General features: G+C 38.9%; 13 protein-coding genes. All 13 read right to left on the bottom strand.

Annotated elements, in window-relative coordinates; all coding sequences use genetic code 11:
• Window positions 1-5 precede the first annotated feature (5 nt).
• A complete protein-coding gene (gene yedF, locus BCR24_RS07090) occupies window positions 6-596 on the bottom strand; it encodes a sulfurtransferase-like selenium metabolism protein YedF (RefSeq protein WP_069640005.1) in 591 nt (196 codons plus the stop codon).
• Window positions 597-612: 16 nt separating this feature from the next.
• A complete protein-coding gene (gene selD, locus BCR24_RS07085; RefSeq protein WP_100630353.1) occupies window positions 613-1,635 on the bottom strand; it encodes a selenide, water dikinase SelD in 1,023 nt (340 codons plus the stop codon).
• 11 nt (window positions 1,636-1,646) lie between these two features.
• Window positions 1,647-2,798 (bottom strand): selenocysteine lyase SclA, encoded by a 1,152-nt coding sequence (sclA, locus tag BCR24_RS07080; RefSeq protein WP_069639855.1) that lies wholly within the window; start codon window positions 2,796-2,798, stop codon window positions 1,647-1,649.
• Window positions 2,799-2,820: 22 nt separating this feature from the next.
• On the bottom strand, window positions 2,821-3,399 hold the full coding sequence (locus BCR24_RS07075) for an NTP transferase domain-containing protein (RefSeq protein WP_083244342.1): 579 nt from the start codon (window positions 3,397-3,399) through the stop codon (window positions 2,821-2,823).
• Between the two features lie 113 nt (window positions 3,400-3,512).
• Entirely contained in the window at window positions 3,513-6,092 is a 2,580-nt protein-coding gene (gene xdh, locus BCR24_RS07070; RefSeq protein WP_069639854.1) for a selenium-dependent xanthine dehydrogenase, read from the bottom strand.
• Window positions 6,093-6,430: 338 nt separating this feature from the next.
• Entirely contained in the window at window positions 6,431-7,447 is a 1,017-nt protein-coding gene (gene xdhC / locus BCR24_RS07065) for a xanthine dehydrogenase accessory protein XdhC (RefSeq protein ID WP_069639853.1), read from the bottom strand.
• Window positions 7,444-7,815, bottom strand: a complete 372-nt coding sequence (locus tag BCR24_RS07060; protein ID WP_069639852.1) for a winged helix-turn-helix domain-containing protein — start codon at window positions 7,813-7,815, stop codon at window positions 7,444-7,446. Before BCR24_RS07060 ends, xdhC begins: the two co-directional genes overlap by 4 nt.
• Window positions 7,816-7,839: 24 nt before the next feature.
• Window positions 7,840-8,454 carry a nucleoside-triphosphatase gene (locus BCR24_RS07055; RefSeq protein WP_069639851.1) on the bottom strand — a complete coding sequence of 205 codons (615 nt, stop codon included), beginning with the start codon at window positions 8,452-8,454 and terminating at the stop codon, window positions 7,840-7,842.
• Between the two features lie 103 nt (window positions 8,455-8,557).
• Window positions 8,558-9,877: a nucleobase:cation symporter-2 family protein gene (locus BCR24_RS07050; RefSeq protein WP_069639850.1), complete on the bottom strand. Its 1,320-nt coding sequence runs from the start codon at window positions 9,875-9,877 to the stop codon at window positions 8,558-8,560.
• A 99-nt stretch (window positions 9,878-9,976) separates the two neighbouring features.
• Window positions 9,977-10,357: a RidA family protein gene (locus tag BCR24_RS07045; RefSeq protein WP_069639849.1), complete on the bottom strand. Its 381-nt coding sequence runs from the start codon at window positions 10,355-10,357 to the stop codon at window positions 9,977-9,979.
• A 31-nt stretch (window positions 10,358-10,388) separates the two neighbouring features.
• Window positions 10,389-11,327: a carbamate kinase gene (gene arcC / locus BCR24_RS07040; protein WP_069639848.1), complete on the bottom strand. Its 939-nt coding sequence runs from the start codon at window positions 11,325-11,327 to the stop codon at window positions 10,389-10,391.
• Between the two features lie 289 nt (window positions 11,328-11,616).
• Window positions 11,617-12,810 carry a knotted carbamoyltransferase YgeW gene (gene ygeW / locus BCR24_RS07035; RefSeq protein ID WP_069639847.1) on the bottom strand — a complete coding sequence of 398 codons (1,194 nt, stop codon included), beginning with the start codon at window positions 12,808-12,810 and terminating at the stop codon, window positions 11,617-11,619.
• A gap of 93 nt (window positions 12,811-12,903) precedes the next feature.
• Entirely contained in the window at window positions 12,904-14,220 is a 1,317-nt protein-coding gene (locus BCR24_RS07030; RefSeq protein WP_069639846.1) for a YgeY family selenium metabolism-linked hydrolase, read from the bottom strand.
• Window positions 14,221-14,223 lie beyond the last annotated feature (3 nt).

Here is a 14,223-nt window from a genome sequence, read left to right as displayed (position 1 = left end):
GTCCATTAGATATTAATGACTTTTTTTGCTTGTGCCATAACTTCTGTAATGCCATACATATTTGTGATTTCACCGACTGCCAAGGTATCTTTGATTTGATAAAAGTCTAGACAAGCACCGCAAGTGCTAATTTGAGTCCCTTGTTCTGCCAATGTTTGTAAATCTTTTAACGCTCCTGAATTTTGATTCGTCAAAAACGCGCCAGCATTGAAAAAAAGTAAATGCTCAGGCGGTGTATCTAATTCAGTTAGAGAATAAATATAACTTTTCAATAATATTTCTCCTAAATCTGCGTCTCCTTCTCCCATTGTTCTTTTCCCAAAAGCAATCACCAATTCACTATTTGATATTTCTGATTTTGTTTGTTCCTGTTCTTTAGGAACGTCGATCGACATGATGAATTTATCTTTTTCCAATTGAATTTGCGTCATTTTCAAGCCAAGACCTACAGCCATTTTTTTGATATTTTGGACCGCTATTTCATTATCAACACTGATTTCTATTTGGCCTCCGTCACTTTTCATTTCTCTAACTACTTTTTTAGTCTCGATGACGGGAATTGGACAAGGCTTACCAATCGCATTGATTTTCTTCATCAAAGCCCCTTCTTTCTTATAAAATAATAATTTCTTGATCTTCTTCTCTTTCACAGACTTCACCGATGATCCTTGCTACTGGATCGTTTTTTTGGATTGCTTCAAGACATTTCGCAGCATTTTGAGCTGAAACACTGAGCAGTAAACCACCTGATGTTTGCGGGTCAAATAAAATCTCTTGAAAAGCTGGTGTAACTGAAGTCAGATCAATTCTTTCTCCTATAAATTCGCGATTTCTTTGTCCAGCAGCAGTTGCTAGAAATTCTTCGGCATAGTGATAAGCATCAGGCAACAGGGGCAACTGTTCTGAATCAATCACTAAGGTAGTCGTGTCACCAGCCATCTCTAATGCATGGACTAACAAGCCAAATCCTGTTACATCAGTACAAGCATTGACTGAAAAATCAGCCATTGTTTCTGCTGCATATTTATTTAAGCGTTCCATAGAAGCAATGGCTACTTTTTCTGTCTCCTCTGATGCCATACCTCCTCTTACAGCAGATTGGATCAAACCAACCCCTAATGCTTTGGTAAGAATTAAGCTATCGCCTATTTTGGGTGTGTTGTTATGAATCATTTTATTAGGATCAACTTGTCCAGTTACTGCTAATCCATATTTAGGCTCGTGATCATAAATCGAATGCCCTCCTGCCAATGACGCCTTGGCCTCTTTAAGCTTCTCTGCCCCACCAATCAGAATTTCTGAAAGCACTTGTTTCTCCATTTTTTCAGGAAAGCAAACTAAATTCAATGCAAACAAAACTTGCCCGCCCATAGCGTAAACATCGCTTAGCGCATTTGCGACGGCAATTCGACCAAATGTACGAGGGTCTTCTACCATTGGTGAAAAAAAATCGACTGTTGAGATCAGCGCAAGCTGTTCTGATATTTGATAGACAGCAGCATCATCCGATGTATCAAAACCTACTACTAATTTTTCATCTGAAAACTTAGGTAAATTACTTAACAATCCAGCTAAATCATTCGGACCAATTTTGGCGCCACAACCACCAGATGTACATTGCGATAAAAAATTCATTATTTTTCTCCTTAAGCTGATAAAATTTCTTTGATTGCTTGCAAGGTGTAATCAATTTCTTCAACACTCGTATTCCACCCAAAACTAAAACGAACAGCTCCGCTTTTTAAAGTTCCTGCCGTTTGATGAGCAAGGGGGGCACAATGTAAGCCAGAACGCGTAATGATTTGATAACGGTCAAATAACAGTTGAGAAAATTCCCCTGCATCAAGCCGCGCTACTGTAATGGAAACAACTGGAACCCTGCTAAATGGATCGGAGGTTCCTAAAACAGTGACTGGTAACTTTTCTAATCCTTCTAGAAATCGTTTCGTTAACAGTTGTTCGTGAGCAGCTATATTGTTTAACCCAATTCGCTCAATTGATTGGATTGCACTTTTTAAACTTAGAATGCCCAACATATTTAACGTACCAGGCTCAAATTTGTCTGGTAAAAAAACAGGCTGTTCAAAAGACAAGGATGCACTCCCAGTTCCACCAGTCAACCAAGGATCAATCATGGGTTCTCTATTTTTAGCTAGCGCAAATCCGCCAATTCCAGACAACCCCATCAAGCCTTTGTGACCTGTAAAAGCAAGTACATCGATGGACATTTCCGTCATATCAATTGGTAAAAAACCTGCTGTTTGGGCACTGTCCAAAACAGTGATCACTCCATGATTTCTTGCGATTTTAAAGCAGTCGCTCACAGGAAGTATCGTTCCTAAAACATTTGAGGCGTGCGTCATCACTAACACTTTGGTCTCAGGTCTTATCATTGATTTGAGTTGATCAGGATCAAGCTGGCCTTTTTGATCACAACACAAGCGTGTAACAGAGATTTGCCCCTCTACCTCCAACCTATGAAGTGGTCTGGCCACTGCATTATGCTCTACTGCGGTGGTTATGACATGATCTCCTGTTTTTAACAACCCATTAAGAATCATATTCAGTGAAGTTGTTGCATTTGCTGTAAAGATAATATGCGCAGGATCAGGTGCCTGAAAGAAATTTGCCAAAACTTGGCGCGCATCAAAAATCAATTCAAGTTCGTCGATGTTTTGAGATCCACGATTTGTATTCAAATTATTATTTTCTGTTAGATAGTGACACAATTCTTCAACAGTTGCAGCAAATTTATGGTTTGAGGTAGCTGCATGATTCAGATACACTGGCTGTTTCATCTTTTTGTTTCCTTTCTGACACTTAAAAATTTTGATTCACTAGTTTTATATAATCAGTTGGCGTATCGATATCGATCAACCGCTGTGGATCCGCCACTTGAATTTTATGCCAGGCCTCTGGGTGTCTATTGCGAACAGCACGTCCACCGTTTTTCCCAGTAACCTTCAATAATTCGGTTCGAAATTTATTTCCAAAGAATATCGGACTACATGGCGCTAGCATTTTATCAACTGGGAAGACAATTGCTTCTTTGGAGTAGGCAGGCAGCAAAGACTCGATCAAGGTACGATTTAGTAATGGTTGATCAACTGTCAAATAGAGATACCCCCCGCCAGATGCAGCCTTTGTTCCTAAACGAACACTTGTACTTTGACCTTTCTCAGCTTCTAGATTTTGAATTATTTTCAGGTCTTTTGGTAATTTTAAGCCATGAAGATTCTCTGGGGAAATAACTAAAATACGCTCAAAAAAAGAAATTTCACTTGAGAGACTCAACGAATGTTCTAAAAAAGTTTTCCCCTGATAGTCAAGAAATAACTTGTTAACCCCCATTCTAGACGATTTTCCCGAAGCCATAATAATTGCACTGATCTTTAGCACTCCAGTCGCTCCTTTAAATTTATTCTGCCAAAAAAGAAACACCTCCAATTTTACTTATCGGATGTGTTCCTTTCGCTATTCGTGCGTTGCTTTCAAGCACATCACAGAATCATTTATTTATTTTTTCTTTTTTGATAAAAAGTATCTTCCATCGGCAATGTGGGTCTTAATTTTCCATCTAAGGCATAATATGCGCCAGCTAATGCTGGAGCCGTTGGGATCGTTGCCAGTTCACCAACTCCTTTGATGCCATAAGCCAAGCCATCATGAATATTCTTTGCTTGCACTAAAATCGTTTCGATTGGCGGAACCTGTGTTGCATTTAATAAGCCTAATGTTGCATATTTTGCTTTTACATAGCCTTCTTCCATAACAAATTTTTCTGTTAAAGCATAGCCCATTCCCATCACGATACCACCTTCAATTTGACCTTGAGCGGCTTTGGGATTCACGACTTGTCCCATATCATAGGCAGCTACAAATTTTTCAACTTTTCCTTTCTCATCCAACACTGCGACTTCTGAGGCGTAGCCATAACCTGCATGACTGACAGGATTCTTTTTGTCATTGATCAAAGGATCTGTTTTGGCTGAGTATTCTCCATAAAATTCTTGCCCTTCTATGTCAGACAAAGCACGTCCCATATCTAACTCATAACGTAATTGCATCGCTGCTCTCCTTGTTGCTTCTCCTGTAAATAAGGATTGGCGAGAAGCTGTTGTTGTACCAGAATCCGGCGTTCGGTGAGTATCCGGCGCTTCTGCAATGATCATTTCTGGTGGTAAATCTAACGTTTCACATGCAACTTGCGTTGTTACAGTGGCCATCCCTTGGCCAATACAAGCTGCACTCGTTCTAACATGAACTTTCCCTTCTTCTACAGAAACAATACAACGCCCCACATCGGATAAGCCTACACCAATCCCACTATTTTTAAAGAAACAAGAAATGCCAGCGATTTCGGCTGTTTCGTATGCTTCTTTAACAGCGAGTAAGGTTTCTTTTAGTGCTGCATTTTTAGACACTAACTGACCATTTGGTAGTGAGTCACCTTGTTCAACTGCATTTTTATATCGGATCTCCCATTGTGAAATCCCCACTTTTTCGGCTAATAAGTTCAGGTTGCTCTCTATAGCAAAGGCTGTTTGACAGACACCAAATCCCCTAAAAGCACCAGCTGGTGGATTATTCGTATACACTGCAAATCCTTCGACATCTATATGCTGATATTTGTATGGTCCTGCCGCATGTGTACAGGCTCGTTGCAAAACTGGCCCTCCTAATGAAGCATATGCACCAGTATCAGCATAAATCACCGCTTTCATAGCAGTTAAATGACCTTCTTCATCACAACCTGTAGTGAAATCCATTTCCATTCCATGTCGTTTGGGATGGATCATTAAGCTTTCTTGTCGACTAAGCAACACTTTCACTGGCTTTTGTAAACACCAAGCTGCAAGTGAAGCATGGTGTTGGACACTCATATCTTCTTTACCACCAAAACCTCCGCCAACTAGTTTTGCTTGAACATGGATTTTTTCTTTGTCAACTCCTAACATACGGGCAACCTCTCGTTGCTCATCATAAATACTTTGACCCGCACTATAAAGTAAAATTCCAGCTTCACCTTCTGGCATAGCGATGGCACATTCTGGTTCCATGAATGCGTGTTCATTAATAGGAACTGAATAATGCTGGGTTACGACATACTTAGACTTTGCTAACTGCTCATCAGCATGACCACGAATAAGGTGCTCATGTGATAAAATATTTCCTTTTTCATGAATCTGAGGAGCACCTTCTGCTAACGCTTCTTCACAAGTGATCATTGGTATCAATTCCTCATAAGTTACATCTACTAACGCTCTGATTTCTTCCAAGGATTCTCTATTTTTTGAAACCACTAGTGCAACCGCATCTCCAACATAGCGTGTGATTTCACCTTCTGGGATCAAAACATCCCAATCGGAAATAAATTCTAAATGTCCTATTTTATTATTTCCTGGGACGTCTTTTGCAGTCAAAACAGACACACAATCCGGATGTTCCAATGCTTTTGCAGAATTGATCGTGACCACTTTAGCCCTAGGATATTGACTGCGAACAGCAGAGGCATGAAGCATATCAGGCAGTGTAATATCATCTACATATAAACCTGTCCCCAACGTTTTTTCAACAGCATCCACTCGTTTAAGATCTTCTCCCAATTTTCCAGATGATTGTTCTGCTGGGATGCTCAGTTCTTCACGAAACAGTTTAGCAGCTAGCTGAATTGCTTCAATAATTTTGACATAGCCTGTACAGCGGCAAATATTACCTCGAATCGCTTTTCTCACTTCTTCATCACTAGGTTCAGCTTTTTTATTCAATAATCCTTGAGCCGAAATGACGATTCCTGGTATACAATAGCCGCATTGAACTGCACCCGTTTTGGCAAAGGCATAAGCATAAACTTCTTTTTGCCGTGGTTCTAAGCCTTCGATTGTGACAATTTCTTTACCAGTTAACTTCTCTAATGTGAATAAGCACGCTTTGGAAACCCTTCCATTTATAAGCACTGAACATGCACCGCAAGAGCCTTGATTACAACCATCTTTTGTTCCAGTCAAACGTAAATCTTCCCGAAGAAAATCCATTAATTTCTTATTTTTACTACAGGTTTCCGTCTTGCCATTTACTACTAATGAATACATTTTTTCTTTACACCTCAATTTCTGTTATAAATATAGCTTTTATTCACTATGATTATACCACAAATCTTTGGTCTAAAAAATTTTTTTTAGCAAAAAAACTTTTTTTGTTTACGTTTTCTGAATTCCAATCATTGCAGACCCAATGGCACCAGTATATTGTGAGAATTCTTGGTCATAGTATACTTCTTTTTTTGTCTATTCAGCAACTAATTCTACGGAAGAAAGAAATCGTGAATACAAGAAAAAATAGTAGCATTAAACCGCCTATAATGATTTTTTCTGATTAATTGTTGATCGTTTCTCTGTCACTAAACTCACGCCTATTTTCGCCTGATTTCTTATTTCGATAGAGCTGCTCTTTTCTCGATTAATTCCCCTGCGACACTAATCGCAAGTTCTGCTGGCGTTTCAGCATTTATTTTTAAGCCGATTGGCATATTGATTCGATCAATTTCCGCCATTGAAAAACCGCTCTCTTTGAGTCGCTTGATTTGTACAGCAATTTTTTGTTTACTACCCATCACACCAATATAATAGGCGTTTGTTTTTAATAATTGTCGTGCTAATTCAAAATCGAATTGATGACCACGTGTCATAACCACCGCATAATCTGCTTCAGAGATGTGGATTTTTTCTGCAATATTTCCTAGATCAGCTATGATCCGTTCATCTGCATCTGGGAAAAACTCTTTTGTAACTAATGCTTTGCGATCATCCAAAACAACACAGTAAAATCCTAACATTTTTAATACTGGTACTACAGCTTGTCCAACATGACCGGCACCAAATATAAACACTTTTCCGACTTCCAACAAAGACTCGATTAAATACGTCGCTCCATCCACCACTACTTGAACCTGACCTTGCTTAAATATTCTCTTTTGAAGCTCAACTGTTAAACGACCGATCAAACCTGTATCTAGACTATAAAAACCAACTGCCCCAACTGCTGTAGTAGTGATTTCTGTAATCAGCCAACATTGTTGATTTGTTGCAAAATGCTTGTTGATTTCCTCGCAAATAATTGCAATGACAGGATCTTTATAGGACAAGTATTGAAAAAAAACAGCCACATTACCTCCACAGATCATCCCTAAATCTGCACTATTATTTGGTGTCAAAATGAATTGTTCTGCTCTTCCTTTCTTACTCTTTAAAACTTCTTTAGCAAGCTTCTCAGCACGAAATTCAACCGCACCACCACCAATCGTTCCAGCCAAACAACCATTATTTGATACCAACATCCTGGCTCCTGCTCCTCTTGGTGTTGAACCTGAACTTGCGGTCACAGTCACTAAAACAGTGTCTTCCCTCTGCTTGATTGCTTCACCTAAACGTAGAAAAAGTTTCCTCATTCTCTTTCCTCCAACTCCAAATCGTCTCTAAAAATTTCTGTAAAATATTGGTTTGTGATTTGGTAGGTCTTTTTTTGAAATAATAAAAACTTTGTTGTTAATCGTTTTCCATGAATTGTCACAGTAGAACCTCCACCATTGCTTCCTCCCACACTTTTGACAATCAAAGGATAGCCCAGCTCTGCTTCTGCTTTTTGGATCATTCGCCAGGCTTTGTTGTAGGACATCCTCATTTGCTTCGCTGCAGTATTTAATGAGCCAGTTTGAGAAATTCGTTGAAGTAACTCTACAATACCTGGACCAAAAAATATTTTATTTGTCCGTAATTTCAAATTCAATGTATAGTCAAATGCTGCTTGCTCCTTCATTTCATGTTCTCCTTTCGTTATACTTTAAAAAGATAACGCTTGAAAAAAAAATATTTTTTTAGAAAAGCGACTAATTCTTTTTTTGATCAGATGCAAATTATTTTCCTTCAGCTCTACTAATTGCCCTTGATTTCTATAAATTTCTCGTTTTAACAGCACTCTTTGTTCGTTTACCTCTAGCTTTTCAATTGTAAGCTGTTTTTGGTGTTGGTAATTGCGCTCTGATTTAAATACACCTACTATTTTATTCGAATGACGAACGACTGCTAATAATTCCGCTAATAATGGTTCTGATAATAACTCAATTCCACCAATTTCATCAAGCAAAACCACATCTGCTGGCACTTTTTTTATTTCCTTTAATAACTCTATACCAAAAGTTTCAAAGACAAACAAATTTCTTATTCGTTTCCCTTCTCGCGTCTGAATAAAACAGTGCTCCGTAATTGTTTTCATTTCAGCTTTTTGCTGTAATAACTCTTTGGCTGCTCTGAGCTCAAAAGCAATGATTTGTCCTCCATCATTGATTATGCGGTTAACATAAAAACCATTGACAGATGAACAGGTCAACCGAAGCACCTTTTGAAGCAATGTAGATTTTCCGATAAATTTGTTTCCTTCTAAAAATAAACTATTCACGCGACACTTTCCTTTACTAAACTTATTTCATTAAAATAATGCAAAAGACAAATCCCTTTATTCATTTATCTTTTGCATCTTTTTAAGGAGACAATCTTTACTGTCACTCGATTGCGACTTGTTTATGCTCTTTCAACAAGACATTCAAAATAACGGCAACAATTGTTGTTAAAATAACTTCTGAATTACCAAAAATAGTTGTCACCCACGGTGGGAAACCGCTCAAACAACCAACAGACAATGTAACACCAATTCCAAAAGCTAAGGAAATCCCGACAACTCCTGTATTTCTAGGCGTTAATTCTTGTGATGAAATCATCCGCACTCCTGTCATTGAAATCGAGGCAAAAACGGAAACCGTCGCGCCGCCAATTACAGCATAAGGTATTGTCGTCAAAATCGAAGCAACTTTTGGTACAAAACCTGCTACTAACAAAATGACTGAAGCAAAAACCATCACATATTTATTTATCACTTTCGTCACGGTCACCAATCCCACATTTTGACCAAATGTTGCGACTGGTACTGATCCAAAAAAGCTCCCAATAAAATTAGAGAAACCGCTTCCCATAATACCACCAGACAGTTCCTTATCTGTAGGCTCCCGATCCATTGCACCAACAGTTGTTGCAGTGAACTGACCAATTGCTTGGACTGCATCTACGATAAACATCACAACTAAAGTCATAATCGGTACAATTTGAAAGTCCAGTCCAAAATAAAGTGGTGTAATCACTTGAAATACTGACGCTTCTTTTACAGGGGTGAAATTGACCATCCCCAAAACAAGAGAAACAACATAGCCAACAATCATCCCATTTAAAATAGAGGATAATTTAAGAAATCCTTTTGAAAAATAGTTAAAATAAAAGACTACGGCAAATGTCAGCAACGCGACCAGCCAATTTTGTGCTGATCCAAAATCTGGACTACCTGCTCCTCCAGCCATATATTTGATTGCAACTGGGAATAAGGACAAGCCAATACTCAAAATAACAGTACCAGTAACTAATGGTGGAAATAATATTCGAATTTTTTTTATCGATAATCCGACTAAAATGACTAAAATACTGCCAACTAGCTGTGCACCAAAAATTGCTGCAATCCCAAAATCTCCTCCAATCGCCATTAAAATCGGTACATAAGCAAAACTTGCACCCATCATTACTGGCAATCTTGAGCCAACTTTTCCAAAAATCGGAAATAATTGGATCATCGTTGCTATAGCAGAGAAAATCAGTGACGTTTGAATCATGATCGTTGTATCACCAGAACTTAGGTTACAAACTTTTGCAATCATGATTCCTGGGGTAACAATTCCAACTACTGCTGCGACTACGTGCTGTAAGCCCATAGGAACAGCTTCTTTAATCGACAACTTAGCATCATAATCAAACAATGCTTGTTCTTCTTTTTCACTCATAGGCAAGTTTCCTTCTTCGCTTTTTATTTTAAAAAGGACTGCACTTATCCGAGTCTTAAAATTCGCAACCCTTTTCTTTGATCAGAATTGTTTCAAAAATTAATTTTTGACTGCGATTGCTTCTACTTCAAAAAGCCCATTTTTAGGTAATTCACATACTTCAACACATGAGCGGGCCGGCAACGTGTTTGAGAAGTATTTACCATAAATATCGTTGATTTTTGCGAAATCTGACATGTTTTTTAGAAAAACCGTTGTTTTGACAACATTGTCATAGCTCATATTTGTTTCTTTTAGAATTGCCCCTAAATTGATCAACGCTTGTTCCGCTTGTTGCTCAACCGTTTCTTTCATTGCCCCACTTACTGGATCTAAACCTAATTGACCAGAGATGTATTGGGTTTGTCCAGCTAATACTGAGTGCGAATACGGTCCCACAGCCGCTGGGGCATTGCTTGAATTAATCATTTTGTTTGACATCAACTCACTCCTTCTCATGCTTGTGTTGCTTTTATTGTTCAATAATAGTTCCCGTTTTGCCAACGATTCCATCTTTTGCTTTTTCCAATAACGTGATCAAGGTTTTGCGTCCTGGTTTTGATTCAGCAAATTGAATCGCTGCCTCAACTTTTGGAAGCATTGATCCTGGTGCAAACTGTCCAGCTGCAGCATGTTTCTTCATTTCAGCTGTTGAAACTTGACTTAATTCTTTTTGCGTTGGTTTGCCGAAATCAATACAAACTTTTTCAACTGCTGTTAAAATGATCAATAGATCGGCATCAACCATTTCCGCCAATAATTCACTACAAAAATCTTTGTCGATCACAGCTGCGATACCACTTAAACGATTGTCTTCTTTGACTACTGGAATACCGCCACCACCACAAGCGATGACTGTTTGACCTGCATCAATCAAAGAAGTAATTGTTTGGATTTCAATAATTTCTTTTGGTTTTGGTGAAGCTACAACTTGGCGATAGCCACGACCAGAATCTTCAACGACTGTTACTTGTTTTTCTTTTACCAATGTATCAGCTTCTTCTTTTGACATAAAGCGGCCGATCGGCTTGGCTGGATGAGCAAAGGCTGGGTCTTTTGGATCAACAGCCACCTGAGTGATCACTGTGCCAACTGCTTGGTCTAGATTACGACTCAATAGCTCTTCTCGTAACGCATTTTGTAGATCATAGCCAATGTAACTTTGACTCATCGCTACGCAAACAGATAAAGGGATCGTCGGATATTTGCTTGGATTACTTAACGAAAGTTCTTCCATCGCCAATTGAATCATGCCCACTTGAGGACCATTTCCGTGAGACAAAATAACTTCATATCCTGCTTCAATCAAATCTGCAATAGCTTTCGACGTTTCTTTTACTGCCGTCATTTGTTCTGTTAAATTATCGCCTAGCGCATTTCCGCCAAGTGCGACTACAACTCGTTTTACCATTCAGCGATTCACCTCGTTTTCAACTTTATTGTTCGATTTATATATTATTTTAAAAGTAAGATGCTTTCTTCCCCAATAAATCACCTGATGATTGCTAAGTAAACGCTGGATTTTGCATGAAGTAGTCAGAATCTGTGGACAACAGATTCGTTTTAACCCAGCTTTATTCTTAACCGACAGTCTACATACATGGACTTGGAAAGGTCTTATGATCACATAAATCAATCTTTTGATACTATCATCATCAATCAAGAAAGCATCTCACTTCATGCCAGTAATTCGTTGTTTCTTATTTCACTTCTCTAGGTGTAGCTTTCTTTTCAAGTTCTTTCAATGTCGCTTGTGGACTTTTCACCTTACTTAAGAAGATCATGGCTGCAATGATATATGGTTTATAACTTGCTTCTTTGTATAATTCCACACGGTAACGATCAAAGACAGAGGCTTCAACTTCTCCTTCTTCACAGCTTACGCCCGTGATATCAGCAGGTAAACAGTGCATGTACAATGCTTTGCCATCTTTGGTTGTTTTCATTAATTCTTCTGTACATTCCCAATCCTTATGATTGGTATTTTGAGCAAGTAATTCTTTTTCTAATTTATCGATTCCTGCTTGATCGCCTTCTCCGTATAGTTGTGTACGTTTTTCCATGGCAGCAAACGGTGCCCAACTCTTCGGATAAACAACATCTGCATCTTTGAACGCTTCTTCCATGCTGTTTGTTTTGATAAATGAACCACCGGCTTCAGCGGCATTTTTCTTCGCCACTTCTTCAACTTCCGGCATGATTTCATAGCCTTCTGGATGTGCTAAGACAACATCCATACCAAGACGCGTCATTAATCCAACGATTCCTTGCGGCACTGACAATGGTTTACCGTAAGATGGCGAATACGCCCAAGTCATCGCTACTTTTTTCCCTTTTAAATTTTCAACTCCGCCAAATTCATGGATCAAATGCAGTGCATCTGCCATCGCTTGCGTTGGGTGATCAATATCACATTGTAGATTGACTAAAGTTGGACGTTGTTCTAGCACACCATCTTTATGTCCTTCTTGAACAGACTCTGAAACTTCACGCATATAGGTATTCCCTTTGCCAATATACATATCGTCACGAATCCCGATGATATCCGCCATAAATGAGATCATGTTGGCTGTTTCACGAACGGTTTCACCATGAGAAATTTGACTTTTTCCTTCATCCAGATCTTGCACTTCTAAGCCTAAGAGATTACAAGCAGAAGCAAAACTAAAACGAGTTCTCGTTGAGTTATCGCGGAATAATGAAATGCCTAAACCGCTGTCAAAAATTTTCGTTGAAATGTTATTTTCACGCAAATATCGTAACGTATCTGCTACTGTGAAAACTGCTTCTAATTCATCACGTGTTTTTTCCCATGTTAAGAAAAAGTCATTTTCATACATTTTATCAAATTCTAATTTGTCCAATTTTGCAATGTAGTCGTTAAAAGTTTCCATGTCATTTCTCCTCTATATAAGTAATTCGATAGCCGATATTCTAACGTCCTTTACTCATCAGAATATCGGTTCGTTTTTCCCTTGTATTTTTAATTAGTTATTTTCGCAGTATACCGTTGGTAATGCCGCATACACTGCAGCACAACGTACTAAATCGTCTTTCCAAGTTTTCTCATTTGGCGCATGAGCTTGCGCTTCGGCGCCTGAGCCAAAGCCAATACAAGGAATTCCGTTTCGTCCCATGATCGACACGCCGTTGGTTGAGAATGTCCATTTATCTAATAGTGGACGAGCTTTCCGCATCTCAATGGTTTCTTTTGAGCCTTCACGTTCTTCTCCATATAGATTTCTGTGTGTTTCCATCAACGCTTTTGTTACACCGTGCTCTTCTGGAATTACCCAAGTTGGGAAGTAACATTCTATTGGATAAGTTAAACCTGTATAAGATGGACGATCGTAGTCATACATTGAAACAACGACATCATCGCCATATTTTTTAACCGCTGGTAGGTTGCGAATTTCTTCTAAACAACTTTCCCATGTTTCGCCCGCAGTCATTCGACGATCTAATGAAACTGTACAACCATCTGCTACTGCGCAACGGCTTGGTGATGAATGGAAGATTTGCGATGCTGTAACGGTACCTTTGCCTAAGAAACGAGCTTCTTTCCATTCAGGATTGTATTTTTCGTCAAGCATTCGTACTAAGCCTCTAATAACCGTACTTTCTGTGTCTCCATTATTGTTCAATGCGCGCACATCTTGTAAAATATCGGCCATTTTATAGATCGCATTATCGCCACGTTCAGGAGCTGATCCATGACACGATACACCTTTGACTTCAACTTTGATTTCCATCCGACCACGTTGACCGCGATAAATCCCGCCATCCGTTGGTTCAGTTGAGACAACAAATTCTGGGCGAATACCATCTTCTTTAATAATATATTGCCAACATAAACCATCACAATCTTCTTCTTGAACTGTAACGGTTACTAAAGCCGTATATTTTTCGTTTAGTAGCCCTAAATCTTTCATGATTTTAGCACCGTAAACAGCTGAAACGATTCCGCCTTCTTGGTCAGAAGTACCACGTCCACCAATTTCTGTATCTGTTTCATAGCCATCGTATGGATCAAATTCCCAGTTACTCATCTCACCGATACCCACTGTATCCATATGACCGTCAAATGCGATCAATTTTTTACCAGTTCCCATATAGCCAAGAAGATTCCCTTGAGGGTCGACTTCGATTTTGTCAAAACCTAATTTTTGCATTTCGGCTTTAGCACGATCCATTTTTGCGCCTTCTTCAGCACTTTCTCCAGGAATTTTGACTAAATCGCGTAAGAATTTGATCATGTCCTCTCTATAACCTTCTGCTGCTGCGTTGATTTTTTTGAAATCCATTTA

It is taken from the genome of Enterococcus ureilyticus (genome assembly GCF_001730315.1).
GTDB lineage: Bacteria > Bacillota > Bacilli > Lactobacillales > Enterococcaceae > Enterococcus_L > Enterococcus_L ureilyticus.
The sequence above is the reverse complement of the archived record's forward strand: the minus strand, read 5'-3'. Positions and strand labels throughout refer to the sequence as shown.